This window comes from Ferdinandcohnia sp. Marseille-Q9671 (genome assembly GCF_976954385.1).
Genome location: NZ_CDRJTA010000001.1, coordinates 1,425,755 through 1,451,873, shown reverse-complemented (window position 1 = coordinate 1,451,873; position 26,119 = coordinate 1,425,755). Strand labels below are relative to the sequence as shown.

Annotated in this window: 27 protein-coding genes and 1 tRNA gene; 24 read left to right on the top strand and 4 right to left on the bottom strand. The window is 39.5% G+C overall.

Features of this window, described 5'->3' with window-relative positions; all coding sequences use genetic code 11:
• Positions 1-5 precede the first annotated feature (5 nt).
• The 17 genes from ACWNMY_RS07435 (at position 6) to ACWNMY_RS07355 (ending at position 16,358) form a co-directional block, all read left to right on the top strand.
• Positions 6-530, top strand: coding sequence for a GNAT family N-acetyltransferase (locus ACWNMY_RS07435; protein WP_449537599.1), 525 nt, complete (start codon positions 6-8; stop codon positions 528-530).
• 463 nt (positions 531-993) lie between these two features.
• The gene (gene hprK / locus ACWNMY_RS07430; protein WP_449537598.1) at positions 994-1,929 is read left to right on the top strand and encodes an HPr(Ser) kinase/phosphatase; all 936 of its coding nucleotides are present in this window, start codon (positions 994-996) and stop codon (positions 1,927-1,929) included.
• A gap of 30 nt (positions 1,930-1,959) precedes the next feature.
• A complete protein-coding gene (gene lgt / locus ACWNMY_RS07425; protein ID WP_449537597.1) occupies positions 1,960-2,775 on the top strand; it encodes a prolipoprotein diacylglyceryl transferase in 816 nt (271 codons plus the stop codon).
• Positions 2,776-2,827: 52 nt separating this feature from the next.
• On the top strand, positions 2,828-3,745 hold the full coding sequence (locus tag ACWNMY_RS07420) for a nucleoside recognition domain-containing protein (RefSeq protein WP_449538411.1): 918 nt from the start codon (positions 2,828-2,830) through the stop codon (positions 3,743-3,745).
• On the top strand, positions 3,735-4,385 hold the full coding sequence (gene ppaX / locus ACWNMY_RS07415; RefSeq protein ID WP_449537596.1) for a pyrophosphatase PpaX: 651 nt from the start codon (positions 3,735-3,737) through the stop codon (positions 4,383-4,385). Before ACWNMY_RS07420 ends, ppaX begins: the two co-directional genes overlap by 11 nt.
• 15 nt (positions 4,386-4,400) lie before the next feature.
• Positions 4,401-4,922 (top strand): acyltransferase, encoded by a 522-nt coding sequence (locus ACWNMY_RS07410; RefSeq protein ID WP_449537595.1) that lies wholly within the window; start codon positions 4,401-4,403, stop codon positions 4,920-4,922.
• A 496-nt stretch (positions 4,923-5,418) separates the two neighbouring features.
• Positions 5,419-6,594, top strand: a complete 1,176-nt coding sequence (locus ACWNMY_RS07405) for an ATP phosphoribosyltransferase regulatory subunit (RefSeq protein WP_449537594.1) — start codon at positions 5,419-5,421, stop codon at positions 6,592-6,594.
• Positions 6,591-7,220, top strand: a complete 630-nt coding sequence (gene hisG, locus ACWNMY_RS07400) for an ATP phosphoribosyltransferase (protein ID WP_449537593.1) — start codon at positions 6,591-6,593, stop codon at positions 7,218-7,220. The genes ACWNMY_RS07405 and hisG overlap by 4 nt, the downstream gene beginning before the upstream one ends.
• A 24-nt stretch (positions 7,221-7,244) precedes the next feature.
• Positions 7,245-8,510, top strand: coding sequence for a histidinol dehydrogenase (gene hisD / locus ACWNMY_RS07395; RefSeq protein ID WP_449537592.1), 1,266 nt, complete (start codon positions 7,245-7,247; stop codon positions 8,508-8,510).
• A 165-nt stretch (positions 8,511-8,675) separates the two neighbouring features.
• Positions 8,676-9,263 carry an imidazoleglycerol-phosphate dehydratase HisB gene (hisB, locus tag ACWNMY_RS07390; RefSeq protein WP_449537591.1) on the top strand — a complete coding sequence of 196 codons (588 nt, stop codon included), beginning with the start codon at positions 8,676-8,678 and terminating at the stop codon, positions 9,261-9,263.
• The gene (gene hisH, locus ACWNMY_RS07385) at positions 9,264-9,899 is read left to right on the top strand and encodes an imidazole glycerol phosphate synthase subunit HisH (protein ID WP_449537590.1); all 636 of its coding nucleotides are present in this window, start codon (positions 9,264-9,266) and stop codon (positions 9,897-9,899) included.
• On the top strand, positions 9,896-10,633 hold the full coding sequence (hisA, locus tag ACWNMY_RS07380; RefSeq protein ID WP_449537589.1) for a 1-(5-phosphoribosyl)-5-[(5-phosphoribosylamino)methylideneamino]imidazole-4-carboxamide isomerase: 738 nt from the start codon (positions 9,896-9,898) through the stop codon (positions 10,631-10,633). Before hisH ends, hisA begins: the two co-directional genes overlap by 4 nt.
• Positions 10,630-11,388, top strand: a complete 759-nt coding sequence (gene hisF / locus ACWNMY_RS07375; protein WP_449537588.1) for an imidazole glycerol phosphate synthase subunit HisF — start codon at positions 10,630-10,632, stop codon at positions 11,386-11,388. The genes hisA and hisF overlap by 4 nt, the downstream gene beginning before the upstream one ends.
• Positions 11,385-12,005 carry a bifunctional phosphoribosyl-AMP cyclohydrolase/phosphoribosyl-ATP diphosphatase HisIE gene (gene hisIE, locus ACWNMY_RS07370; protein ID WP_449537587.1) on the top strand — a complete coding sequence of 207 codons (621 nt, stop codon included), beginning with the start codon at positions 11,385-11,387 and terminating at the stop codon, positions 12,003-12,005. The genes hisF and hisIE overlap by 4 nt, the downstream gene beginning before the upstream one ends.
• A 440-nt stretch (positions 12,006-12,445) precedes the next feature.
• A complete protein-coding gene (locus ACWNMY_RS07365) occupies positions 12,446-13,936 on the top strand; it encodes a tetratricopeptide repeat protein (RefSeq protein ID WP_449537586.1) in 1,491 nt (496 codons plus the stop codon).
• Positions 13,937-14,034: 98 nt separating this feature from the next.
• Positions 14,035-14,979, top strand: coding sequence for a thioredoxin-disulfide reductase (gene trxB / locus ACWNMY_RS07360; RefSeq protein WP_449537585.1), 945 nt, complete (start codon positions 14,035-14,037; stop codon positions 14,977-14,979).
• Between the two features lie 668 nt (positions 14,980-15,647).
• Positions 15,648-16,358 (top strand): hypothetical protein, encoded by a 711-nt coding sequence (locus ACWNMY_RS07355; protein WP_449537584.1) that lies wholly within the window; start codon positions 15,648-15,650, stop codon positions 16,356-16,358.
• A 63-nt stretch (positions 16,359-16,421) separates the two neighbouring features.
• Here the strand turns inward: ACWNMY_RS07355 and ACWNMY_RS07350 are convergent, their stop codons facing one another.
• The gene (locus ACWNMY_RS07350) at positions 16,422-16,748 is read right to left on the bottom strand and encodes a hypothetical protein (RefSeq protein WP_449537583.1); all 327 of its coding nucleotides are present in this window, start codon (positions 16,746-16,748) and stop codon (positions 16,422-16,424) included.
• A 258-nt stretch (positions 16,749-17,006) separates the two neighbouring features.
• On the opposite strand from ACWNMY_RS07350, the gene ACWNMY_RS07345 reads away from it, so the two are divergent.
• Entirely contained in the window at positions 17,007-18,575 is a 1,569-nt protein-coding gene (locus ACWNMY_RS07345) for a GNAT family N-acetyltransferase (protein ID WP_449537582.1), read from the top strand.
• A gap of 78 nt (positions 18,576-18,653) precedes the next feature.
• On the opposite strand, the gene ACWNMY_RS07340 is transcribed toward ACWNMY_RS07345, so the two are convergent.
• Positions 18,654-19,967 (bottom strand): aminotransferase family protein, encoded by a 1,314-nt coding sequence (locus ACWNMY_RS07340; protein ID WP_449537581.1) that lies wholly within the window; start codon positions 19,965-19,967, stop codon positions 18,654-18,656.
• A gap of 682 nt (positions 19,968-20,649) precedes the next feature.
• On the opposite strand from ACWNMY_RS07340, the gene ACWNMY_RS07335 reads away from it, so the two are divergent.
• The 5 genes from ACWNMY_RS07335 (at position 20,650) to ACWNMY_RS07315 (ending at position 24,353) form a co-directional block, all read left to right on the top strand.
• Positions 20,650-21,108: an NUDIX hydrolase gene (locus ACWNMY_RS07335; RefSeq protein WP_449537580.1), complete on the top strand. Its 459-nt coding sequence runs from the start codon at positions 20,650-20,652 to the stop codon at positions 21,106-21,108.
• Between the two features lie 20 nt (positions 21,109-21,128).
• Positions 21,129-22,019, top strand: coding sequence for an RNase adapter RapZ (gene rapZ, locus ACWNMY_RS07330; RefSeq protein WP_449537579.1), 891 nt, complete (start codon positions 21,129-21,131; stop codon positions 22,017-22,019).
• Between the two features lie 5 nt (positions 22,020-22,024).
• Positions 22,025-22,981, top strand: coding sequence for a gluconeogenesis factor YvcK family protein (locus ACWNMY_RS07325; RefSeq protein WP_449538410.1), 957 nt, complete (start codon positions 22,025-22,027; stop codon positions 22,979-22,981).
• Between the two features lie 25 nt (positions 22,982-23,006).
• Positions 23,007-23,948, top strand: coding sequence for a DNA-binding protein WhiA (gene whiA, locus ACWNMY_RS07320; RefSeq protein WP_449537578.1), 942 nt, complete (start codon positions 23,007-23,009; stop codon positions 23,946-23,948).
• Between the two features lie 147 nt (positions 23,949-24,095).
• Positions 24,096-24,353, top strand: coding sequence for an HPr family phosphocarrier protein (locus tag ACWNMY_RS07315; protein WP_449537577.1), 258 nt, complete (start codon positions 24,096-24,098; stop codon positions 24,351-24,353).
• Between the two features lie 203 nt (positions 24,354-24,556).
• Here the strand turns inward: ACWNMY_RS07315 and clpP are convergent, their stop codons facing one another.
• Entirely contained in the window at positions 24,557-25,147 is a 591-nt protein-coding gene (gene clpP / locus ACWNMY_RS07310) for an ATP-dependent Clp endopeptidase proteolytic subunit ClpP (RefSeq protein WP_449537576.1), read from the bottom strand.
• A gap of 259 nt (positions 25,148-25,406) precedes the next feature.
• On the opposite strand from clpP, the gene ACWNMY_RS07305 reads away from it, so the two are divergent.
• A tRNA-Arg gene (locus ACWNMY_RS07305) sits at positions 25,407-25,478 on the top strand.
• Positions 25,479-25,815: 337 nt separating this feature from the next.
• Here ACWNMY_RS07305 and ACWNMY_RS07300 read toward each other — a convergent pair.
• Positions 25,816-25,992 carry a hypothetical protein gene (locus ACWNMY_RS07300; RefSeq protein WP_449537575.1) on the bottom strand — a complete coding sequence of 59 codons (177 nt, stop codon included), beginning with the start codon at positions 25,990-25,992 and terminating at the stop codon, positions 25,816-25,818.
• Positions 25,993-26,119: the final 127 nt, after the last annotated feature.

Below are 26,119 nucleotides of genomic sequence, written 5' to 3'. Positions count from 1 at the left end.
AGAGAATGTTTCCATTACTAGAAACCGAAAGACTTAGATTAAGAGAAATCACAATTGCAGATGCAGCTGGAATCTATAACTGTTTTTCAAATGAAGAAGTCACACGTTATTATGGACAAGACCCTTTAACAAGTATCGAGCAAGCAGAACAGTTTGTGGCGTTTTTCTCAAAGAACTACAAAGAAAAACGAGGAATCAGATGGGGAATTGAATTGAAGGGAGAGAAAGGAATAATCGGAACGATCGGTTTTAACGTGTGGTCCCCAAAACATAAGAGGGCAGAGATAGGGTATGAGCTTCACCCTAGCTATTGGCGGAAGGGTTATGCAACCGAAGCTATCTCAGAAGTTATTACATTCGGTTTTACTGAATTAGGATTAACACGTATCGGAGCCGTTGTATTTATCGAAAATGCTTCATCTAATGAACTGTTGAAAAAACTTGGTTTTGAAAAAGAAGGTGTCTTACGGAACTATATGTATCAAAACGGTGTTCCGTATGATACGAATGTGTATTCATTAGTAAAGTAAAAAACGAATTTGTAGTAAAGACAGTTCGTGCTGAAGATAAGGTGAAAATGTCTCTACAGGACATCTGACTTACTAATTTGATAAATTTGTGTTTGAGACCACTCAACAAAGACAAATTCACATTGGAAACGTGAGAAAATGTCCTTGATCCTGCTTATCAATGACGATCATATCACCGATAATTTACAAACTGTCTTTGAGTGCCAAAGAAATACTTTACTATGTCTATATCCCCCTGCCCTAGCAACCTCCTTCTAAAGTAATTCATACAAACTTCCCTATTTTAGTTAGAAAAGTTTTGGTGATACGTAGAAAAATGCTAAAATAGGAGAATGAGTTTCTGGTGCTGATATTACTTCTTTCTACACTGGCATACTCAGTTGACAGAAAAATCAAAAACACAGCTACCACATTTGTGGGAGCTTTACATAACTACAGGAAACACAACTAAGGAGGAACGGCTGTGCCAAAAGTTAGCACAAAGGATTTAATTGAGAAGTTTAATCTAGAATTGATTAGTGGAGAAGAGGGAATTAATCGCCCGATTACCACAAGTGATATTTCGAGACCGGGTATTGAGCTAGCTGGTTTTTTTGACTACTACCCTTCTGAACGTATTCAACTGTTAGGAAAAACAGAGCTTACTTTTTTTGAAAAATTAACACGTGATGAAAAAATGTATCGGATGGAGAAGCTTTGTACTGATATTACCCCTGCGATCATTATTTCACGTGATATAGAAGTTCCAGAAGAGCTAATTGAAGCGTCTGAACGTGAATCTGTGCCTGTAATCAAATCGACGATGAAGACAACCAGACTATCAAGTAGAATAACGAACTTCTTAGAGAGTAAGCTTGCCCCAACAACTGCTGTCCATGGTGTACTAGTAGATGTTTATGGTGTGGGAGTTTTGATTATCGGAAAAAGCGGTGTTGGTAAAAGTGAAACAGCCCTTGAACTTGTAAAACGAGGACATCGTCTTGTTGCTGATGATTGTGTGGAAATTCGCCAGGAGGATGAAGATACACTCATTGGCAGTGCACCAGAGTTAATTGAACATCTACTTGAGATCCGTGGATTAGGGATCATTAATGTCATGACTTTATTTGGAGCCGGAGCAATTCGGAATTTTAAACGAATTACCTTAGTTATCAACCTAGAGCTTTGGGATCAAACAAAGCAATATGACCGATTAGGTCTTGAAGAAGAAAAAATGAAAATCATTGATACGGATTTAACGAAATATACTATTCCAGTTCGTCCAGGACGAAATCTTGCTGTTATTATAGAGGTTGCAGCTATGAACTTCCGCTTAAAACGAATGGGATTAAACGCTGCAGAACAATTTTCAAATCGACTTACAAGTGCAATTGAATATGGGGATCATGACGACGTATAAGACGGATATAGATAAAAGGGAGCTGAGAACGTGGAACGAAACATTCAACCATTAGACCCAACATTCCTTGAGTTGGGTCCGTTAACAATTCAATGGTATGGGTTAATTATTGGATTAGGGACTGCACTAGCCTTATTTCTTGCAATAAGGGAATCTGAGCGAAGAGGAATGCATAAGGATACCTTTATGGACCTCATGTTATTTGCGGTCCCAATTGCAATCATTTGTGCGAGGATTTATTATGTCATTTTTAAATGGGAGTACTATTCGCAAAACCCTTCAAAGATTATCGCAATATGGGAGGGTGGAATCGCGATTCATGGTGCTTTAATAGGGTCTGTTGTCACTGCCATTGTGTTTGCAAAAATGAAGGGATTGTCCTTCTGGAAAATAGCTGATATCGCAGCACCAAGTATTATCCTTGGTCAGGCAATTGGTCGCTGGGGAAACTTTATGAATCAGGAAGCACATGGTGGACCAATTGCAGAAGAAAATATCCAAACCTTCTACAACGTATTACCTGATTTTATAATGGATCAAATGTTTATTGAAGGTACGTATTATCACCCGACCTTTTTATATGAATCACTATGGAGTTTAGTTGGTTTTGCTTTACTACTAATGCTACGAAAAGTAAACTTACGACGCGGAGAAATGTTCCTTTCGTATGTGATTTGGTATTCAATTGGGCGCTTATTCGTGGAAGGTCTGCGAACTGACAGCTTAATGCTAGGCGATATACGAGTTGCACAGTTGGTTTCATTTGTATCCATTGTGGGAGCGCTACTTGTACTCGTTTACCGAAGAGTAAAAGGGCATTCGAAAGAGAGATATTTAGAGAACTAAATTTATTAAAAGGGAGAGGGGAAACTTGCTAGAAACAATCAAGAGAGGCTTCATGGTAGGATTAAAAACTACTTGGACATTGGGAAAAGTGATCTTTCCCGTTACCCTGCTTGTAACATTGCTTCAGTACACACCTGTACTCGATTGGGTGATTAAATGGATATCACCAATTATGGGGTGGTTTGGTTTATCAGGTGATGCTGCCATTCCACTCGTGTTAGGAAACTTTTTGAATCTATATGCTGGTATTGGGGCAATTCTCACACTAGATTTAACCGTAAAAGAAGTTTTTATTTTAGCTGTCATGCTATCATTCTCACATAATATGATTATCGAATCTACAGTTGCCGCGAAAGTAGGCATTAAGATTTGGATCATTGTAGTTGTAAGACTTGGGCTAGCATTCATTTCTGCCTTCGTTATTAATCTAGTTTGGAATGGTGGAAGTGAACTAGCAAAATATGGACTTGTGTCTACAAATGAAGAACAAATTTCAGGATGGGGCAACATTCTGTTAAATGGCATTGAGAAAGCATCTTTTGGTATTCTCCAATTAGCACTTATTGTCATTCCGTTGATGGTAGTGATTCAAATCCTAAAAGAATTGAAATGGTTGAATGTGTTCTCAAAATGGATGAATCCAGTAACAAAAGCATTAGGAATGAAGGAAAATACATCAACCACATTAGCAGCTGGTCTCTTGTTCGGCTTGGCGTTTGGTGCGGGTGTAATGATTCAGGCGGTAAAAGAGGATAATGTAAGTAAGAAGGATTTAACGTTAGCGTTTATTTTCCTTGTCGCGTGTCACGCTGTTGTGGAGGATACACTTATCTTTATTCCACTTGGCATCCCTGTATTGCCTTTATTGCTTATCCGAGTAGCCACCGCAACTATCTTAACAATGGTAATAGCATTTATCTGGAGACGCGTAGAACAAAACAGCAGAAAGGAACCTATCTATGGCAATTAACACACTTTTATTTGATTTAGACGGAACATTAATTGATACAAATGAACTAATAGCTCAATCATTTTTACACACATTTGAAAAATATTATCCTGGACAGTTTACTCGAGAGGATGTCCTTCCATTCAATGGACCTACACTTCTAGAATCATTTTCTTCTGTAGATCCAGAGCGTGCGGAAGAAATGGTCGCAGAATATCGAAAATTTAATCATGAAAAGCATGACGAGTTAGTAACAGAGTTTCCTGAGGTTTTTGATACAATTAAAACATTAAAGGAAAAAGGCTATAAAATTGGTGTTGTAACAACAAAGATGAGGCATACGGTCAATATGGGATTAAAACTAACCAAGTTGGATCAATTTTTTGATGTCGTTGTTACATTGGATGATGTAAAAGCTCCAAAGCCTGATCCAGAACCAGTTCATCTTGCATTAAAGTTACTAGACTCGACACCCGGAGAAGCGATTATGATTGGTGATAATTATCAGGACATTGTTGCTGGACAAAATGCAGGCACAAAGACAGCAGGGGTGGCATGGTCTCACAAAGGAAGAGAGTTTTTACTTGAATATAAGCCTGATTTTATGCTTGAAAAAATGAGTGACTTATTTGACATTATTTCAGATTCAAGCCAATCGTAAAAGGATGAAGTAATAGTGAAACGACGAACGACAAGGTATCCAGTTTCAGGAGCTAATTCACTTTGGCAGATTTATAAAACCGTCTCCTTTTGGAAGGTTGTACGGAACTTTATCGTGATCCAGCTTGCGCGATATACACCATTCTTAGGAATGAAAAATTGGCTGTATCGTACCTTTCTTGGGATGAAGGTCGGGGATAAAACAGCCTTCGCTTTAATGGTGGTACCAGACATCATGTTCCCGGAAAAAATTAGTGTTGGTAGCAATACAGTAATTGGCTTTAACACAACTATCCTCGCTCATGAATACTTGATTAAAGAATACAGACTTGGTGATGTGAAAATTGGTAGCGAGGTTATGATTGGTGCCAATTCAACGATTTTACCTGGAGTGGAAATCGGTGATGGTGCAATTGTTTCTGCGGGCACACTCGTTCACAGGGATGTCCCAGCGGGCAGCTTTGTTGGCGGCAATCCAATGCAACTAATTTATTCAAAAGAACAAAGAGAAGAACGTGAAAAAGATTCAGGACAATAAATATATACAACAAATGCCTATCAGACTCAGCAGTGATTAGATGGGCATTTTTTTGTGCTCTTCTTATCCTCGTGTCTATATCCTCGTTTCATTTCTACATTACTCACACCCTTCTTCTCACATTCCAGCTTTTACCTCTCTTCTTCCTCTCTTGCTTACAACTTTTTAGCTAGTTATCCACTTTATCAACATAATCCACAAATATATTATTCAGATATTAACAATATACACAATATCAACAAAGGCAGAATCAAGTTATTAACTTAATCCACAGTATCCACAAACTAAAATTATTTTATCCACAGAACAAATTATCCACAAAGACATAAAGTAATGGCTAAATTCTGACATTTGTGTTGACGCTATAGTCGGTTAGGTGTAAAATAAAGTATACTTTATCTTGGTAGTATATTAGCGAACTAAAGTAAAATAAAAACAAGTATATAATATAGAAGGTAAATCTTCTTATATATAATTCTTTGGTGGTGACAAAATCGTGTTTATGTTTGAAAAACCTTTAGGTATGAGAGATACATTGCCGGCTTTATATGAAGCGAAAAAGAAACTCCGCGATGCAATGTCTTCAAAAATTGAAAGCTGGGGATATCGATTTATTGAGACTCCAACACTTGAATACTATGAAACGATAGGAGAAGCATCTGCTATCCTTGATCGTCAATTATTTAAGCTATTAGATCAACAGGGACATACACTTGTGCTACGACCTGATATGACGGCTCCAATTGCACGTGTGGCTGCTTCCCGTTTATATCAAGACGGATATCCACTCCGTATTGCTTATGCGGCGAACGTGTTTCGTGCACAGCAACGAGAGGGTGGAAGACCTGCAGAATTCGAGCAAATTGGTATTGAGTACATTGGCGATACTACAACAAGTGCTGATGCAGAGGTTATTGCCCTTATGATTGCTTCACTAAAGCAAGCGGGACTCACTCATTTTACGGTACCAATCGGTCACATAGGCTATGTAAAGGCCTTGTTTAAGGAAATCGTCGGGAATGAAGCGAGAGCTGATGTCCTTCAACGATACTTATATGAAAAAAATTATGTAGGCTATAGAGAGCATGTTAACAATCTACCGTTATCATCCATTGATAAGCAACGGTTGCTGTCGCTTTTACAGCTTCGTGGAAATGATTCTAAGATTGCGAAAGCAAAGGACCTTGTTGAAAGCGAAGAAGGGAAAAATGCTGCTGAAGAGCTTGAAATGCTTTGGAGAAAGTTAGAAGCATTCGGTGTAACAGAGAATATTAAGATTGATTTTAATCTTGTAAGTCATATGAGCTACTATACTGGTATTCTTTTTGAGATATATGCAGAAAATGTTGGCTTTTTAGTAGGGAATGGCGGTCGCTATGATCGTTTATTCGATAAGTTTGATCGACCAGCACCGGCAACGGGCTTTGGAATTCGTACGGATCGATTACTTGAAGCACTTGATTTGCCACAAACAAAGCCTGAGATTCATTGCGTGATTTTTAGTGCTGAACAACGAGAAGAAGCAATCCGATTTGCGATGAAGAAACGAGAACAAGGCGAGCGCGTAATCCTTCAGGATATTGCAGGTATCAAGGATGTTGATGCATGCACGAATGCTTTTGCACAAACCACCTTTTTCTTAGGAAACTCAAGGAAGGAGGATGAAGAATGAATAACAAATTAACAATTGCAATGCCAAAAGGACGGATCTTTGAAGAGGCTGCAGATCTTTTAAAAAAGGCAGGCTACAAGCTTCCTCCTGAATTTGAGGATTCAAGGAAACTAATCATTGACGTACCAGATGAACCTTTTCGTTTTATGCTTGCAAAACCAATGGATGTAACGACATATGTAGAACATGGTGTAGCCGACCTTGGAATTGCAGGGAAAGATGTAATGCTAGAGGAAGAGCGTGACGTGTACGAGGTGCTAGACCTACAAATCAGCCAATGCTATTTAGCAGTTGCTGGTCTTCCAGATGCGAAAACAATGGGAGTAGCTCCTAAAATTGCGACAAAATATCCTAACATTGCTTCAAGCTATTTTCGTGAAAATGGCGAGCAGGTTGAAATCATAAAACTGAACGGTTCGATTGAACTTGCTCCGTTAATTGGATTGGCAGACCGAATTGTGGATATTGTGTCAACAGGACGTACACTAAAGGAAAACGGATTAGTTGAGCTCGAGCACATTGCAGACATTACGTCTCGTCTAATCGTAAATCCTGTCAGCTATCGCCTAAAGGATCAACAAATTGACGAAATCGTAGAACGTCTTTCTAAAGTCGTTTCGATCTAATTCAGCAGAAAGGACCAACACATCATGCGAATTGAACGTGTAACAAGCACTGTTTCCCTCAAACGGACAATTGATAGTGGGACAGAGGAACAGAGAAAAGCAGTTCTAGAAATTCTTGCAAATGTACAAGAAAATGGAGATACGGCTCTTCAACACTACACTGAAAAGTTTGACGGTGTTTTACTGCAAGATATAAAAGTAAATGACACGGATATCAAGGATGCTTATCAACAGCTAGATGGTAGCCTTGTTAGCATTATAAAGGAAGCAGCAGAAAATATCCGTGATTACCATAGTCGTCAGGTAAAACAGTCCTGGATGTCAATGAAGGAGAATGGGACGATCCTTGGACAGAAAATTACACCACTTGATGCAGTCGGTGTGTACGTTCCAGGCGGGAAAGCAGCATATCCATCATCCGTCTTAATGAATGTTATTCCAGCTCAAGTAGCAGGTGTGGAACGGATTGTGATGGTTTCACCACCAGGAAAAGATGGCCGTATCCCAGCGGGTGTTTTAGTAGCAGCGGACATCTTGGGTGTAGACGAAATATATAAGGTGGGTGGAGCGCAAGCGATTGGTGCTCTTGCGTATGGAACAGCAACCATTCAACCTGTTGATAAAATCGTCGGGCCAGGAAATATATTTGTTGCACTAGCTAAACGTGAGGTATTTGGTAATGTGGATATCGATATGATTGCAGGGCCAAGTGAAATCGTAGTGTTAGCTGATGAAACGGCCCGTGCAAATGAAATCGCAGCGGACTTACTCTCACAGGCAGAGCATGATGAAAGAGCATCTAGTGTTCTCGTTACATCTTCGATGGAGCTCGCTGAGGCAGTTTCTGAAGAAGTAGAAAGACAGCTTGAGCTATTGCCACGTGTAGATATTGCTAGAGCCTCGATCAAGGACTTTGGTGCAATCTATGTCACGAGTGACTTAGATCGAGCAATCCAAGTAGTAAATGAGCTTGCACCGGAGCATCTTGAAATCATGACGAATGAACCGATGGAGCAGGTTGGTAAAATAAAGCATGCAGGAGCTATTTTTGTAGGTCGTTACAGCTCAGAACCAGTAGGAGATTATTTCGCAGGTCCGAACCATGTGCTTCCGACAAACGGAACGGCACGTTTTTCAAGTCCTCTAAATGTGGATGACTTTACGAAAAAATCAAGTATCATCTCATACAGCCAACAGGCAATGGCTGATAACGGACCAAAAATTGCAGCATTTGCAAGACTTGAAGGACTTGAAGCACATGCAAGAGCAATTGAAGAACGATTGAAATAGGAAGAACCTTCTTATAAAAATAAATATTCACAATTTACACAATTGTACTGTGGATACTGTGAATAATGTGGATAATAATACACAATTATGTGAATTATCATACTAATTCGGATGGAAACTAACCATGGACAATGTGGATAACTTAACTTACGGTAGGTGTAAAAAATGACAAGACAAGCAAGTGTTGAACGTAAAACAAATGAAACAGATATCAAATTGAATTTCGCAGTAGATGGAGAAGGAATTTCCAAGCTGGATACTGGTGTTCCTTTTATGACACATATGTTAGACCTTTTTACAAAGCATGGTCAATTTAATCTGACAGTTGATGCAAATGGTGATACGGAGATTGATGATCACCATACAACGGAAGACATTGGGATTTGTTTGGGACAGGCATTACGAGAAGCGCTTGGAGATAAAAAAGGAATTAAGCGCTACGGAAATGCGTTTGTTCCGATGGATGAAGCACTTGCGCAGGTTGTGATTGATTTGGGCAATCGTCCACATTTCGAGTTGAAAGCGGAGTTTCCAAGTTCCCGAGTTGGAACGTTTGATACAGAACTTGTGCATGAATTCTTGTGGAAGTTTGCTTTAGAGGCGAGAATTAACCTTCATGTCATCGTTCATTATGGTCACAACACACACCACATGATTGAGGGCATTTTTAAGGCACTAGGTCGTGCACTTGATGAGGCAACGATGATTGACCCAAGAGTTAAGGGGGTCCCATCAACGAAAGGGATGTTGTAAATGATAGGCATAATCGATTATGGCATGGGGAATTTATACAGCGTTAGTAAGGCATTAGAGCGAATGAACTACGATTATTTCGTCTCAAGTTCACCAGACGAATTAGCCAAAGCTGACGGCTTACTTTTACCTGGTGTTGGTTCCTTCAAAGATGCGATGGGGATTTTACATGAGACAGGTTTAGTTGGCTTTATCAAACAATCCGTGGCAGAGGGTACACCCTTATTAGGAATCTGCCTAGGGATGCAATTGTTGTTTGAAGAAAGCGAAGAAAATGGACTCACGCAAGGCCTTGGATTTTTAAAGGGCAAAATAACAAAAATTCCCGGGGTAACGGCAAATGGTGAGACTTACAAGGTTCCGCATATGGGCTGGAATGATCTTGAGCTTCGCAATCCCTCTCCACTGCTTCGTAATATTCAAGGTGGGCATGTGTATTTCGTACACTCTTATTATGTTTCAACACCCAATCCAGAGGATGTAATCGCAAGTAGTGTGTATGACGTGGAGGTTCCTGCAGTAGTAGGAAAAGGAAATGTATTTGGAACACAGTTTCACCCAGAAAAGAGCAGTGAGCTAGGGTTACAGATACTCCAGAACTTTGCTGCAATCGTTGAAAAGAAGGTGACAATATGAGTACTTTTACAATCTACCCCGCAATTGATATGAGAGGCGGCAAATGCGTTCGATTGCTTCAGGGGGACTACAATAAAGAGACGGTTTATGGAGACTCTCCATTTGATATGGCAAAAACATTTGCAGATGCAGGTAGCCAGTGGATTCACATGGTTGACTTGGATGGTGCAAAAGCTGGAAAACGCGTAAATGACCAATATGTGCTTGAGGTTGCACAGAAGCTTCCGGCAAAGGTACAAATTGGTGGTGGGATTCGAACAGAAGAGGATGTTGCTTACTACATCGAAAACGGTGTGGATCGTGTAATCTTAGGAAGTGCAGCCATTTCAAATCCTGAATTTGTAAAAAAGATGCTCCAACAATACAAAGAGAAAATTGCGATTGGAATTGACGCAAAAGACGGTTATGTAGCAACAGAGGGCTGGTTAAATACGTCATCTGTTAAAGCAACCGATTTGGGAATTGAGCTAGCGAACGCAGGTGCTGAAGTGTTTATCTTTACGGATATCGCGACTGACGGCATGCTAAGCGGACCTAATATTGATGCTGTTGCAACCCTTGCTTCTGTAACTGGAAAACAGGTTATTGCGTCTGGAGGAGTTAGTTCAATTGAAGATCTAAAAGCGCTAAGTAAGTTAGCAGACCAAGGTGTAGGTGGTGCGATTGTTGGAAAGGCCCTTTACACGAATCAATTTACGGTTAAGGAAGCATTAGAAGAGGTGAAGAGCTCATGATTACGAAGCGTATCATCCCTTGTCTAGATGTGAAGGATGGCCGTGTTGTAAAAGGGGTCCAATTCGTGGAGCTTCGTGATGCCGGGGACCCAGTAGAATTAGCCAAATTCTACGATTCTGAAGGTGCGGATGAATTGGTTTTTCTAGATATATCTGCTTCCCATGAAGGTCGTAAAACAATGGTAGAGGTTGTTGAGCAAGTAGCTGCCACACTTGCCATTCCGTTTACGGTGGGTGGAGGAATCAATTCCTTAGAAGATATGAAAAAAATTCTCCGTGCAGGTGCGGATAAGGTATCGTTAAATACAGCAGCCGTACTAAACCCAGATGTTATCAAGGAAGGTGCAGATTTCTTTGGTTCACAATGCATCGTGGTCGCGATTGATGCTAGATATGACGAGGAATTAGGAAGCTGGAGAGTTTATACACATGGTGGTCGAAAAGCAACTGAGTGGGAAGTTGTTGCATGGGCACAGGAAGCAATTACTCGTGGTGCCGGAGAAATCTTATTGACTAGCATGGACAAGGATGGAAGTAAGGACGGCTTCAATCTTGAATTAACAAGACGTGTGAGTGAAGCTGTATCCGTACCAGTAATTGCTTCAGGTGGTGCTGGGAATGCAGCCCATTTTGAGGAAGCTTTCACAGAAGGTAAGGCGGATGCGGCGTTAGCAGCAAGTATTTTTCATTACAAAGAGACTTCAGTGAAGGAAGTTAAAAACTTTTTAAAAGAGAAAGGGGTCAATGTCCGATGAACATACCAGACATTAAATTCGATGAAAAGGGACTTGCTCCGGCAATTGTACAAGATGCAGGAAGTAAAGAAGTATTAACACTTGCTTATATGAATGAAGAATCCTTACGCAAGTCGATTGAAACGCGAGAGACATGGTTTTATAGCCGCTCTCGCAAGGAACTATGGCATAAAGGGGCAACATCTGGAAATACACAAAAGATACTTGATCTGAAATATGATTGTGACCAGGATGCGATTCTTGTATTGGTAGAACCGACAGGACCTGCCTGCCACACAGGAAACTACTCTTGCTTTACTGAATCTGCACTAGGAGAAGCTGAGGAAGTAAAGGGTGACCGTTTTGCGATTCTTAATGAGCTTGAAACCATTATTGCAGGGCGTGAGGCTGAAATGCCTGAGGGTTCGTATACTACATATCTATTCCAAGAAGGGGTAGATAAGATACTTAAAAAAGTAGGAGAAGAAGCGTCTGAGGTCATCATCGCTGCTAAAAACCGCAGTCATGAAGAACTGAAGTGGGAAGCGGCAGATTTATTGTTCCACCTACTTGTGCTTCTTCGTGAGCAAAAGTTACCATTGAACGAAGTGTTATCGGCATTGGAGAAAAGAAGATAAATTATATTAAGTGCTTATCCACAGGTAAGCACTTTTTTTTACCTTTATATAAAAGGATTATGAACATGTTGTCCACATTACCCACAATATCCACAGCCTCGTACCTTGTATCTTAAAATATAGTGAATAACTCCTTTCTTTCATGCTTTCATGAGAGTGTATTAACAATTTTATCCTCAATATCCACATAATTCACAAAATAACATAACAACTTTACAAAAGTTTATGATTTAAACCAAGCTACCCCTATGTTTCTAGCGGTTTAATATGGTATACTACGTTGGGAAATAAACTTATTTAGTAGAAGATCAAATAAAATAAATATATACATTCAGTAGAGGATTATCCCTTCTGAGTAAAGGTATGGCCTTACGAGGATGCCTCGATTTATATCGTCGCAAATACGGCAAGGCGTATTTGATTTATTGTGGAGGAACCCGATGGAAAAACAAAACATAAAAGAAAGACAGCGAAGTGCAAAGGTTATTCCGTTTATCCAGACGGGAGAATATTATTTCAAAAAAGGATTAAAGGCATATCGCCAACATGATATATATAAATCGATAAAACACTTGAAACGTGCTGTGCAGCTTGAACCGAAGGAGCCTATGTTTTTATGTCAGCTTTCCGTAGCGCTCACTGAGGTCGGCGACTATCACCTATCAAATCAATATCTTACTAAAATAACCGATGATCTGGATTCTGATATGCCAGAGTGTTTTTATTTTAAGGCAAATAATTTTGCGCATTTGGGTCTGTTTCAAGAGGCTGGTAAGTATGCTGAAATGTATTTGGAACGAGAACCGAATGGTGATTTTTCTGAGGATGCAGAGGATTTGCTTGATTTGTTACGTCTTGAAGAGGGAGATTTTGAAGACTCAGCAAATCATCAGGATGAACTGATTGTTAAACAAGAACAGGCTCGAGAGTTTCTTGAAACAGGAAGATTAGATGAAGCCGTTACTCATTTAAAGGAAATCACTCGTGAATATCCGGAGTTTTGGTCAGCCTATAATAACCTAGCTCTTGCCTATTTTTATTCAGGTGATGTGGAAAATGCATCAAAGATACTAGAAGAAGTATTAAGTAAAAACCCTGGAAATCTTCATGCACTCTGTAATACTCTTGTTTTTCTTTACTATCAGCGAAAAACACAGAAGGTAAAAGAGCTCACAAAACGATTATCGATGGTTTCTCCGATGCTTTTTGAGCACCGCTATAAGCTTGGTGCGACATTTGGGTTAGTCGGCAGACATGATCTTGCTTTTAAATGGCTCCGAAACTTGCAGCGCAGCGGCTTTGAAGGGGATGAAACGTTCTATTATTGGCTCTCCCATTCGGCTTATTTCACAGGACATGAAGATGTAGCGAAGAATGCGTGGAAAAGAGTTCTGGAGGAAAACCCAAGTAAAAAGGGCTCTGCACCATGGGAATCTGACCGTACGAAGCCGATTAGTGATGTGCTTGATCGCTGGTTAACTGGCGATTTTATTGAAGAGCGATTATATGGTTTGTTTTTAGCAAGCAAAACAAATACTTCTCTAGTTCCGACGGATTTAAAGCATATCCAATTCCATGCTACAATTGAACAAGAATTTGCCAATTACGTATTGCATAAAAAGAAAAAATCAAACAAAATTCCATCCTATATCATTGATGGCTATCATATCGCGGATACACTTTTTACAAATAATAAGCATGATGATTCAGCGAACGAAGAGCTCTATCTAACATGGTTAATGATTTATGATGAAGCAGTTAAGCGAGAGTTTAATGTGTCTAATTGGCATGCATGGGCAGCTGCGACTGAATACATTTGGCGTAATCATCAATCACATACGGTTACTCAACAACAAGTTGCGGAGAAATACAAGATTTCTAAGGCAACAGTTATGAAATATGTAAAATTTGTAAAAGAACTCTTGCAGTGAGCATATTAATAGCGGATTTTGACAGGTTTTTATAGGATAGAGGTAGGAGATACTACAAAAAGAACTAATTTAACAGAGGATTAAGGAGAGACATAAAAATGACGGAAGAAAAAATTTATGATGTCATTATTATCGGTGCTGGACCTGCAGGAATGACTGCTGCTGTATATACCTCACGTGCGAATTTATCAACGTTGATGCTTGAGCGTGGGATTCCAGGCGGACAAATGGCGAACACGGAGGATATCGAAAACTATCCTGGCTTTGAATCTATCTTAGGACCTGAGTTATCTACAAAAATGTTCGAGCATGCGAAGAAGTTCGGTGCAGAGTACGCATATGGTGATATTAAAGAAGTAATCGATGGTGAAGAATATAAAACAGTGATTGCCGGTGGCAAAGAGTATAAAGCACGTGCTGTCATCATCTCTACTGGTGCGGAATATAAGAAGGTCGGTGTTCCGGGTGAACAAGAACTTGGTGGCCGTGGTGTTTCTTATTGTGCAGTATGTGATGGAGCTTTCTTTAAAAATAGAGAACTTGTCGTTATAGGTGGAGGAGATTCTGCAGTTGAAGAAGGCGTGTACTTAACTCGTTTTGCTTCAAAGGTAACGATCGTTCATCGTCGTGATGAGCTTCGTGCGCAAAAGATCCTGCAACAACGTGCATTTGATAATGAAAAGGTTGATTTTATCTGGAACCATACGGTGAAGGAAATTCACGAAAAAGATGGTAAAGTAGGCGGCCTAACATTAGTGAATACACAAACTGGTGAGGAAACAGAATTTGGTGCAGATGGAGTATTTATCTACGTTGGAATGCTCCCACTTTCAAAGCCGTTTGAAAACCTAGGTATCACAAATGCTAACGGGTATATCGAAACAAACGAAAAAATGGAAACAAGAGTACCTGGCATTTTTGCAGCTGGGGATATCCGTGAGAAAACCCTTCGTCAGGTTGTAACAGCAACTGGTGATGGAAGTATCGCAGCGCAATCCGTTCAGCACTACGTAGAAGAACTACTTGAAAAAATGAAAGCATAATATATGAAGCACCTCCACTTGTGGGGGTGTTTTTTACTGGTATGGCGCAAACTTCCTAAACTGCATGCTGATTTACCATATACAGATGTTGCGAATGGTTTTTCTTGAACCAGCCGCACAAAAGCATGCGGAACCCTGATTTGCGGATGCAAATCTCGTCAATTGTCTAAAATACCATTCGTAAGTGGATAAAATTTCCGGAAAAGACGACTATCCGAGTTGTATTTTCCATCTACTGGATATCGCGAATGGTTTTTCTTGAACCAGCCGCACAAAAGCATGCGGAACCCTGGTTTGCGAATGCAAATCTCGTCAAATTATCAAAATACCATTCCAAAGTGGATAAAATATCCAAAAAACGATAACTGAACCTTATTTTCCAGTCTGAATTTTATAACCTCCTAAATAGTATAAAACTAAGCCGAGAAACGATATATGGATTACCGCTATCACAAACACCATAGACAATATTAAAACATGCAAAAAAAATATATTGCACTCGATATAGGTATTTACTCCCTATAATAGGTAAAAGGTATTGAGAAATTTATTTTGAGACAAGGGATGTTTTTCCCATTTTGCTTTCTTTCTCTCTTTTTTAGTTGTTGCCCCAAAATCTGGATAATATAATAAATCCTTGAGTGAATGAACTTTGGAGGGGAAACAAAATGGAGAAAAAATGGATTGGTTTGTTTTTAACAATCATACTGGCAGTTACGTTAACAGCCTGTGGTGGTTCTGATGAAGCTGCAGATGATAATGGTAAAGTGTCGGGAGAAAGCACAGAAGAGACAGAGGCAAATACGAAAGAAGAGAAAGCTGACGAGCAAGAAAAAGAAGACACAGCAGATAGTGAAGAATCAAATGGCAAGGAAGAAGAGGTGTTCAGGGCCTCTGGTAAAGACGATAAACAAAATACAGAACCAACAGAAAACCTATTTGATTCAGATAAAGTGTTTTATTATGCTGAGGATGCTGTAGAAATTAAACTTACGAATGCATCATTTGTTCAAGAATTTAGTGCTACAAATGCAGAAGCTGATACTGTACTAGGATCACGTACAATTAACTCGGATTCTGAGACTTTTTTACATATATCTGGAACCATTAATAATGATACAACAGACATTTTTCATTATGGACACAAGCTTGCTCCGGTTAAATTCTTTTTACTTTATGATGGAAAGCATGAATTTGAGGGCCTAGCTGGAACTGAAGAAGAGGAAGGTACGAAAATCGGCAGTGCGAGTGTCTCGTCATTAACAGAAGGAAAGGTTCATATTTATTTCCAAGTACCGAAAACTGTTTCTGAAACAGATAAGCCATTAGTGCTCAAGGTTACAATGGATGAAGAAGAATTTGAAATACCACTTCGATAAGGTACTAATTAAGTCGAGCAAACGTAATCGAGCTCGACTTTTTTTATTAGTAATCAACCATTCTCATTTTACGAAAAACCAGAACGGATAAAACAAATAGGCATCATCTACATAAATAACCAACACATACGCGATCAATATTCCGATTCCAAGAGATAGTAACGCTTGAACCTTTGTTCGAATCCACTTAAAGCTATAACCGATAGCAAGGATTAAACAAATAAATGGTAGTCCCACCGTCAATTGACCAATCGAAAAACCTGCCAAAAAGCTAAAAATATAGCTTGAGAGCGCTGCCCCCCAATAATAGTTGTGTTTCCCTCTAATCGCCAAAGCAATAGTAACGAAAAATAATATGAAAGATAAAAACGCAAGCACTGAAAAAATCATCTAGCTCACTCCATTTCCCAACCTGACGTATGATCCTCTATTACTAGTATATGGGAATAAGTCCTACATACAACCATAAGCTTGTTCATATTCCATTACAGTAAAAGCAATCAATCAAAATACCCTATCCAAAAGAAATATAAAAGCTCCTACATTAATATAGTTATATAAAAGGGGTAGAAAATCATTTTTGACAACCTACGAGTGGTGACAGTCGCTTTAGTGCACCGTTCGAGAACCCCAGAAAGGGAGATTTTTGTGTCACCGATTGATTTATCAAGGTTCGAAAAGAAGATTGTGCTACGGAATATTCGGCATGAGGACATTGGTGAGATTATTGAACTGTCAAAAATTTGTTTTCCAAATATGGAGCCGTGGGCGCGGGATCAGCTAGAAAGCCATTTATCTATTTTTCCGGAAGGTCAATTTTGCGTGGAATATGATGGACGAATTATCGGTTCCTGCTCCAGTCTTATTGTAGATTTTGATGAGTATGATGATAAACACACATTTAACGAAATCAGTGATAATTCCTATATCCGGAATCATGATCCAGATGGGAAAAATTTATATGGAATTGATGTGATGGTCCATCCAGATTATCGTAGGATGAAAATAGGCCGCCGACTGTATGAAGCGAGACGTAAGCTTACTCAAGAGTTGAATTTGGAAAGTATTATAATTGGAGGAAGAATCTCAAACTATCATAAATATGCAGCTGACATGACAGCGAGGGAATACGTGGAACAGGTCATTCAGCAGAACATCTATGACCCTGCCCTCACATTTCAAATGATGAATGGTTTTGTTCTAAAGCGGGTGAATGCCAATTATTTAACAGACCGAGATTCCATGGGGTATGCAACCTTAATGGAATGGAACAATCCTGATTACTTACCGAAGAAAACGAGACGAATCTATACACGTGCGCTACCGGTACGGATATCCGTCATTCAATACATGATGAAGAAGATACAATCCTTTGAGGATTTTGCCACACAATGTGAATACTTTATTGATGCTAGCTCAAACTTTCATTCAGACTTTGCCGTTTTCCCTGAAACCTTCACGATGCAGTTGCTGTCTTTTATAAATGAACAAGTTCCTAGTAAACAAATTAAAAAGGTTGCTGAGTATACAGAGGAGTATATTAATCTTTTTTCACAGCTTGCCGTAAAATACAATATTAATATTGTCGGTGGGTCGCATTTCGTTGAAGAGGATAATGGAATTTATAATGTTGCCTACCTCTTTAGGCGAGACGGAACGATTGATAAGCAATACAAGCTCCATATTACGCCAGATGAAAGAAGGTGGTGGGGAGTTCAACCAGGTCATGGAGTGCACGTGTTTGATACGGATTGTGGTAAAATCTCAATCTTAGTAAGCTATGATATTCAATTCCCAGAGTTAGCTCGGATTGCGGTGGATAAAGGCGCACAAATTATCTTCACGCCATTTAGCACAGAGGATCAACAGGGGTATTTACGGGTTCGCTATTGTTCACAGGCTCGTGCTGTCGAAAACCAAGTGTATACCGTCATTGCAGGAACTGTGGGTAACCTTTCCCATGTCCCACATATGGATGTTCAATATGCACAGTCTGGGATCTTTTCACCATCTGATTTTACGTTCTCTAGTAATGGCATTGTGGGCGAATGTAACCCAAATATTGAAACCATTGTGGTGGGAGAAGTTGACCTTGAAAGTCTACGCCGAAACCGTAATATTGGGACAGAAACGCCACTTAAAGACCGTAGAACAGATTACTATCAAATTATCACAAAAAATCAAAAGCCCATCAAAAAGAAAATACCTACCGAGTAGAAAACTTATCCACATGTGAATAACTCCACAAAAGATACCGCCTTATAAAGGGCGGTATTTATTGTGAAATAGTAGTATTCATAGACTGCGTTCTACTCTGAAGATGGCGTGATGGAGCATTTCAATTAGGAGTTCAACTTCTTGTTTGGAAATACAGAGTGGTGGAGCGAACACGAGTGTATCCATGCCGTCAAAAACAACAGATCGACAGATTAATCCGATTTTAGCTGCTTCATTTACAATAGTCGGCGCTAAAGGGCCTTTTACGTATTGAGGGCTATTAATCTCAACGGCTCCCATAAGGCCGAGTCCTCTTACATTACTCACAAGGCTGTTTTCTCCCTGAATCCATGTAAATCCATCGAGCATTTTCTGTCCCATTTTCATAGAGTTCTCAATCAAACCTTCATTTTCAATGATTTCAATATTTTTTAACCCAACTGCACAAGCCATAGGATGGCCACTATATGTATACCCATGCAGAAGAGTTCCGCTTGATAGCTCTTTAAAATCGTCAAATATGGATTCAGCTAACACGACCCCGCCTAATTGGGCATAGCCACTCGTCACTCCTTTTGCGAAGCACATCATGTCAGGAGCAACCCCATAGTGATCGACACCAAAATAGCGACCAGTCCGCCCAAAGCCCGTAATCACTTCATCCGTGATCCATAGAATATTATACTCGTCACAAAGCTTACGCACCTCTTTAAAATAAGAGTCCTCAGCTATATGGAGACCACCAGCGCCTTGTACAGGCTCTGCCACAAACGCTGCAATTGTATCTGGTCCTTCGACCTCGATGGTTTCGCGCAATGCGTCCGCTGACAAGTTATCTGTATAGAAAAAATCTGGAGCTAATGAATTTGTGAAATCGCGAAATGGTTTCAACCCAGTTGCACTAGTTGAGCCCATTGCTACTCCATGATATGATCTTTTACGTGAAATAATCTTCTTTTTTTCAGGCATCCCACGTAGTATCCAGTAATGCCTAGCTAGTTTGTATGCGGTATCATTTGCTTCCGAGCCACCTGAAGTGAAAAAAGTTGTGGATAACGTACCGGGGGTAATTTCTGCGAGCTTTGTTGCTAAACGGATAGCGGGCTCATTGCTAAAGGTCGCAAAGCATGAGCTGAATGCTAGTTTATTCATTTGTTCCATTGCCGCTTGTCCCAATTCTTTTCGGCCGTGACCAACATTCACATTCCAGAGGGAGGACATGCCATCAAGAACACGTTTGCCATTTACATCCTCAAGAAAGACCCCTTCTCCCTTTGTGAAAATAAAAGCTGGTCCCTGCGTTTGTTGTTGCTGAATCGGTGACGTAGGATGCATGAAATGCTTTTTATCTAATTCCACTAATTCTTGGCGAACAGTAAGTTTTTCGATCATTCACATTCCTCCTTTATTTGCAAAATCCAACATTCATACCAAGGTGTTAAACACTTTTAATGAAATATATGCAGAAAGTAGTAGATTTTGAACTAGAAGTGGGAATAACCGTTTAATGACTCTCAATTATTTCGTTGTAAAGGTTCGTTAAAGCTCTTACTTGTATCTACAATTTCTAGAATGAATGGAATTTACAAAACAAAGTTAAATCGTAATTTGGTTTTAACCCTCCTGTAACACGCATGAAATATATTTTGAGTATTATAAGAGTAGTAATTGACCCCCTTTTTATAAAATAGATTTTTTTGGGCACAGGCACATCCCCTGTGCCCCCTTTTTTTGAGTCAGCCGAAAATGACACATCGATTGCGGAACATCGACTAAATACCGACACATCCTGTGTCGAACGTCGATGTCACCACATCCTGTGGAAGCGCGTTGGCTTGCTTCTCCGTTCCTCACGTATTAACTGCATACGCTCCGGTACTCAAAGCTGCGCCGCCTTGAAATTCTCGGTCCTTTTCAACCTCCTTATTACCAGTATTAATAATTCAGTTATAAAAAAATATGAAAATCTTGTTCGTTGTGACTACTTGTTAGAAATAGTATAATAATAACAATGAGAATTGCTTACAAACGGTTCTACTACGAATGTGTACCGACCGACTTGGGGTGAAAGATAGTGCAAAGAGTAACAAACTGTTTATTACGCAAGGATAATAAAGTTCTACTATTACAAAAGCCACGACGCGGCTGGTGGGTTGCCCCTGGAGGAAAAATGGAGCCGGGCGAATCGATTCGTGATTCGTGCATACGTGAATACCGTGAGGAAACAGGTATTTATATTAAGAACCCTGATATTAAGGGGATCTTTACGTTTATTATAAAAGAGGGAGATAAGGTTACTTCCGAATGGATGATGTTTTCTTTTTTAGCTACTGAGTATGAAGGAGAAAATGTCGATGAATCCGAGGAAGGAATTCTTAAATGGCAGGACATACAAGATATATCGAATCTGCCGATGGCTCCTGGTGACTATCATATATTAGATTACGTACTTAAAGGCTCTGGGGTCATATATGGAACATTTACATATACACCAGATTTTCAATTATTATCATATAGATTAGATCCAAGTTAGACATTAGGGAGGCAATAGCAATGAGTGTTGGTTCAACAAGTGAAATACAATTAGTCATTATTACGGGGATGTCAGGTGCCGGAAAAACGGTAGCGATTCAAAGCTTTGAGGATTTAGGCTATTTTTGCGTAGATAACCTACCTCCAACATTGCTCCCGAAATTTCTTGAGTTGATGAAGGAATCAGGCGGAAAAATGAATAAGGTTGCACTCGTTATGGACCTGAGGGGTCGTGAATTTTTCGATAGCCTGTTTGAATCACTTGATGATCTATCTGAAAAATCATGGATTGCTCCACAAATTTTATTCCTTGATGCAAAGGATACGACTCTTGTTACACGCTATAAGGAAACAAGACGTTCACACCCTCTTGCACCAACAGGTTCTCCACTTGAAGGCATTCAAGCAGAGCGGGAAATACTCGAAGAGCTAAAGGGAAGGGCTCAATATATTTATGACACTTCCGATTTAAAGCCGAGGGAATTACGTGAAAAAATACTAAAGCAATTTGCATCACATTCAAGACCCACTTTTTCAGTCAATGTGATGTCATTTGGTTTTAAATATGGTATACCAATCGATGCAGATCTCGTGTTTGATGTACGATTTCTCCCAAATCCACACTACATTGAGTCAATGAGACCAAATACAGGGCTAGATGATGACGTTTCTAGCTATGTGCTAAAATGGACCGAAACACAGAAGTTTATTGAAAAGGTAACGGACCTACTTGCCTTTATGCTTCCACAATATAAGCGAGAAGGAAAAAGCCAGCTTGTAATTGGAATTGGTTGTACAGGGGGACAACATCGCTCTGTGACACTTGCCGAATATATCGCAAAGCATTTCAAGGACGACTATGAAACCCATGTTTCTCACCGCGATATTGAGAGGAGAAAGGAAAGAAAGTAATGACCATACCAAAACAGCCTAAGATTGTCATCATTGGTGGAGGAACTGGCCTTTCCGTACTTTTGCGAGGGTTAAAATATCAACCTGTTGATATTACGGCAATTGTGACAGTTGCAGATGATGGAGGGAGCTCCGGTCGTCTTCGAGATGAGATGGATATTCCACCACCTGGTGATATTCGGAATGTATTAGCTGCTTTATCAGATGTTGAACCACTGTTTGAGGATTTGTTTCAACATCGCTTTGCAGGCGGAAATGGATTATCAGGTCATTCGTTAGGAAACTTAATTCTAGCAGCCATGACAACGATAACTGGTGATTTTGTCCATGCGATTGGTGAAATGAGTAAGGTACTTAACGTAAGAGGGAAAGTCCTTCCAGCAGCCAATAAAAGCGTTGTGTTACATGCTGAAATGGAGGATGGTACGGTCGTATCTGGTGAATCTAAAATTCCATATTCAGGGAAGAAAATAAAACGTGTTTTCTTATCACCTGATGATATCGAACCATTAAATGAAACAATTGAAAATATTCAACAGGCAGATATGATTGTCCTTGGACCAGGTAGTCTGTATACAAGCATTTTACCCAACCTGCTTGTCCCAAAAATCGGTGACGAAGTGGTCAAAGCGAAAGCGAAAAAAGTGTATATTTGCAATGTAATGACGCAGGCGGGAGAAACCTTGAATTTTACAGCCAGTGACCATGTGCAAGCATTGTATGATCACATGGGTCTATCGTTCATCGATACCATTCTTGTAAATGACGAAGAAGTACCTGAACATATAAAAGAAAAATATGCAAAAGAACTGGCAAAGCCAGTAATTTATGATACAGAAAGGCTTTCTACTTTAGGGTTGTCAATTATACATGATAAAATCATCTCATATGATAATAATGTCATAAGGCATGATACAACTAAAGTGGCGAACCTGTTATATGACTTGCTTCAAAAAAACTAATTAGTACAATAAGGGAGGTGGAATTGTGTCATTTGCATCGGAAACGAAAAAAGAACTAACTAACCTAGAAATCAAAGATTGCTGCGCAAAAGCTGAGCTTTCTGCATTGATTCGAATGAATGGCGCACTTTCCTTCTCCAATCAAAAGATTGTGGTCGATATTCAAACCGAAAATGCCGCCATTGCGAGAAGAATTTATACGTTATTAAAAAAGTGCTATAATGTAAGTGTTGAACTCTTGGTTCGAAAAAAAATGAGGCTTAAGAAGAACAATGTTTATATTGTTCGTCTAACCGAGGATGCTCGAGATATATTAGAAGATTTAAAGATTTTCGAAGGGGTATCGCTACGCCGAGAGATTTCTTCAGATTTAGTTGCGAAGAAATGCTGCAAACGGTCCTATTTACGTGGGGCATTTTTAGCAGGAGGCTCTGTAAATAATCCAGAAACATCCTCGTACCACCTTGAGATCTTTTCATTATATAAAGAACATAATGATTCACTTTGTGAATTAATGAACGTTTTTGACCTAAATGCAAAATCGTTAGAACGCAAAAAAGGTCATATTACCTATTTGAAGGAAGCAGAAAAGATTACCGAATTCTTAAATGTGATTGGGGCACATCAAGCGCTTCTTCGTTTTGAAGATGTGCGAATTGTTCGTGACATGCGAAATTCAGTAAACCGTCTTGTGAATTGTGAAACTGCAAATTTAAATAAAACGATTGGTGCTTCCATTAGACAGGTGGAGAACATTCGCTATATAGATGAAACAGTTGGTCTTGGTATCTTACCGGATAAACTACGAGAAATTGCAGAGCTACGAGTGGCCTATCAGGATGTTACACTAAAAGAATTAGGGGAAATGGTAACAACTGGCCAAATCAGCAAGTCTGGGATTAACCACCGCCTACGGAAAATCGATGAAATTGCAGATAAGCTTCGTGCTGGCCAAGGTATTAAGTGAGTAGGTTTTACTCACTTGAAGAAAAATAAAGCGTTATCATTTTTGGTGAAAAAATGAAACCTTTTAGGTACTTTAAACGTAGAATTGGAAACAACTAAAAATCAATATCAACTTTAGAATGCTACAGAAAAATGAGGAGGAAGAAAAATGGTTGAGAGACATGTTGAGGTTGCATTAAGAACGGGTTTACAAGCACGTCCTGCAGCATTGTTTGTCCAAGAAGCTAATAAATTTTCAGCGGATATCTTTTTAGAGAAGGATGGCAAAAAAGTAAACGCTAAAAGTATCATGGGATTGATGAGTCTGGCGGTTGGATCAGGTTCAACGGTAACCTTGATTGCAGACGGCAATGATGAAGAAGCGGCAGTAGAAGCATTAACTGAGTTTGTAAAGAAAGAAGCATAGTAAAAACCTCTCACGATCTGATGTGAGAGGTTTTTTTGTTAAATTACCGAAAGTGTAAAATTTGTACTTAGTTTTCGATGTCTAGCTCCATGCGCCATCGGCTCGAGGTCATAAGCTAATCGCTTCTGAAGGTAAAGAGCACCTTCCGTCAGCGCTTATCTTATGCTTGTCGCCGATAGGCAGGCGCATTCTGCTTTTCAATATTACTTATTATCTTGTGGGAACATCACTTTATCGATTAATCCATATTCCAATGCTTTATCAGCAGTCATGAAGTTGTCACGATCAGTATCTTTTTCAATAATCTCTAGTGGTTGACCTGTGCGCTCAGCTAAAATTTTGTTTAGTTTATCGCGTAAGAATAGAATACGCTTTGCTGCAATCTCAATTTCAGTTGCTTGCCCTTGTGCTCCACCTAGTGGTTGGTGAATCATAACTTCACTGTTAGGAAGTGCAAAACGTTTTCCTTTTTCACCTGCAGCTAGTAAGAAAGCACCCATCGATGCAGCCATACCAATACAGATTGTTGAAACCTGTGGCTTAATAAACTGCATTGTATCGTAAATTGCCATACCTGCAGTGATAGAACCACCAGGGCTGTTGATGTATAATGAAATATCCTTTTCAGGATCCTCAGCAGCTAAGAAAAGTAACTGAGATACAATTGAGTTTGCTACATTATCATCGATTGCACTACCTAGCATGATAATACGGTCTTTTAATAAACGTGAGTAAATATCATATGCGCGTTCTCCACGGTTTGTTTGCTCAATAACTGTAGGGATTAAATTCATTTTTACTTCCTCCTTAAAAACGGAATTTAAAAATCTTTGCTATGTATTTCCATAATACTAGTAAGGTCAATAAAGGTCAAACAATTCGCCTTCTAAAACCATTCTATTCTCTACATTTTTTTCCCATGCCAAAGAGACAAGGAAAAATGTAATTTCATACGTATTCCATCTTACCCTTATTCCATAAATTTAAACATAAATCTTGCATTCAAAACCTAACTATCCTATAATGATGAATGCAGTTCTTCTTTCCGTACTTGCCCTCGTAGTGTAGTGGATAGCACAAGAGATTCCGGTTCTCTTATCGTGGGTTCGAATCCTGCCGAGGGCGTAATAAAAACCCGTTTCTACTTAGTGGAAACTGTTTTTTTCTTTAATGAAAGTTCCGAACAATTGTATGAATCGTGCGCAAATAAATAGAATTTCAAGCAATCCAGGAACGCAACTAAGCGAATCGACCCCAGATGAACACGAAAACTGAAAAAGCGGGATCGCAAACAGGCAGATTGTTCCCACTAATCACGAAAACGGAAAAAGAGGGAGCGCAAGCAAGCAGATCGTCCCCACTGATGCTTGAAATATCTAAAAAGAGGGGACGTAGCAGCAATTCTCGACCCCTTAACAAATTCGATTTTAGAAACCGAAGCTACGTATAGAAACTCTTTTCCCTAATTATCCTTATACCCCTTTTTACCATCATACTCAACCTCATCTACTGGGTTCACGGCCCACATCGTTTGAATCGGGTCAAATTCTTCCGCAAACTCTTCTTTGTTTTTTTGCTTTTTCGCCTCATCAATTGTGCCTGTTAATGGGCCAGTGTACATAATTTCATTTTTTTTCAACAGATTTCACCTCTTAGCAGTAGAATCTTTCAAAAAAGTACTTTAAATGCGTGCTAAAATTTAACTTTTTCGATACCATATATTAAGACACAATCATTGCCTTTGGTGGACATGGGCTGTTACTAAT

Excerpts from the sequence above, each read along its gene's own strand:
- hisD (WP_449537592.1), top strand. The coding sequence starts at position 7,245 with ATGCGAATTGAACGTGTAACAAGCACTGTTTCCCTCAAACGGACAATT.
- ACWNMY_RS07355 (WP_449537584.1), top strand. The coding sequence starts at position 15,648 with ATGGAGAAAAAATGGATTGGTTTGTTTTTAACAATCATACTGGCAGTT.
- ACWNMY_RS07340 (WP_449537581.1), bottom strand. The coding sequence starts at position 19,967 with ATGATCGAAAAACTTACTGTTCGCCAAGAATTAGTGGAATTAGATAAA.
- ACWNMY_RS07435 (WP_449537599.1), top strand. The coding sequence starts at position 6 with ATGTTTCCATTACTAGAAACCGAAAGACTTAGATTAAGAGAAATCACA.
- hisF (WP_449537588.1), top strand. The coding sequence starts at position 10,630 with ATGATTACGAAGCGTATCATCCCTTGTCTAGATGTGAAGGATGGCCGT.
- hisB (WP_449537591.1), top strand. The coding sequence starts at position 8,676 with ATGACAAGACAAGCAAGTGTTGAACGTAAAACAAATGAAACAGATATC.
- ACWNMY_RS07315 (WP_449537577.1), top strand. The coding sequence starts at position 24,096 with ATGGTTGAGAGACATGTTGAGGTTGCATTAAGAACGGGTTTACAAGCA.
- ACWNMY_RS07365 (WP_449537586.1), top strand. The coding sequence starts at position 12,446 with ATGGAAAAACAAAACATAAAAGAAAGACAGCGAAGTGCAAAGGTTATT.
- trxB (WP_449537585.1), top strand. The coding sequence starts at position 14,035 with ATGACGGAAGAAAAAATTTATGATGTCATTATTATCGGTGCTGGACCT.
- hisA (WP_449537589.1), top strand. The coding sequence starts at position 9,896 with ATGAGTACTTTTACAATCTACCCCGCAATTGATATGAGAGGCGGCAAA.
- hisH (WP_449537590.1), top strand. The coding sequence starts at position 9,264 with ATGATAGGCATAATCGATTATGGCATGGGGAATTTATACAGCGTTAGT.
- ppaX (WP_449537596.1), top strand. The coding sequence starts at position 3,735 with ATGGCAATTAACACACTTTTATTTGATTTAGACGGAACATTAATTGAT.
- hisG (WP_449537593.1), top strand. The coding sequence starts at position 6,591 with ATGAATAACAAATTAACAATTGCAATGCCAAAAGGACGGATCTTTGAA.
- rapZ (WP_449537579.1), top strand. The coding sequence starts at position 21,129 with ATGAGTGTTGGTTCAACAAGTGAAATACAATTAGTCATTATTACGGGG.
- ACWNMY_RS07350 (WP_449537583.1), bottom strand. The coding sequence starts at position 16,748 with ATGATTTTTTCAGTGCTTGCGTTTTTATCTTTCATATTATTTTTCGTT.
- clpP (WP_449537576.1), bottom strand. The coding sequence starts at position 25,147 with ATGAATTTAATCCCTACAGTTATTGAGCAAACAAACCGTGGAGAACGC.
- hisIE (WP_449537587.1), top strand. The coding sequence starts at position 11,385 with ATGAACATACCAGACATTAAATTCGATGAAAAGGGACTTGCTCCGGCA.
- ACWNMY_RS07420 (WP_449538411.1), top strand. The coding sequence starts at position 2,828 with ATGGTAGGATTAAAAACTACTTGGACATTGGGAAAAGTGATCTTTCCC.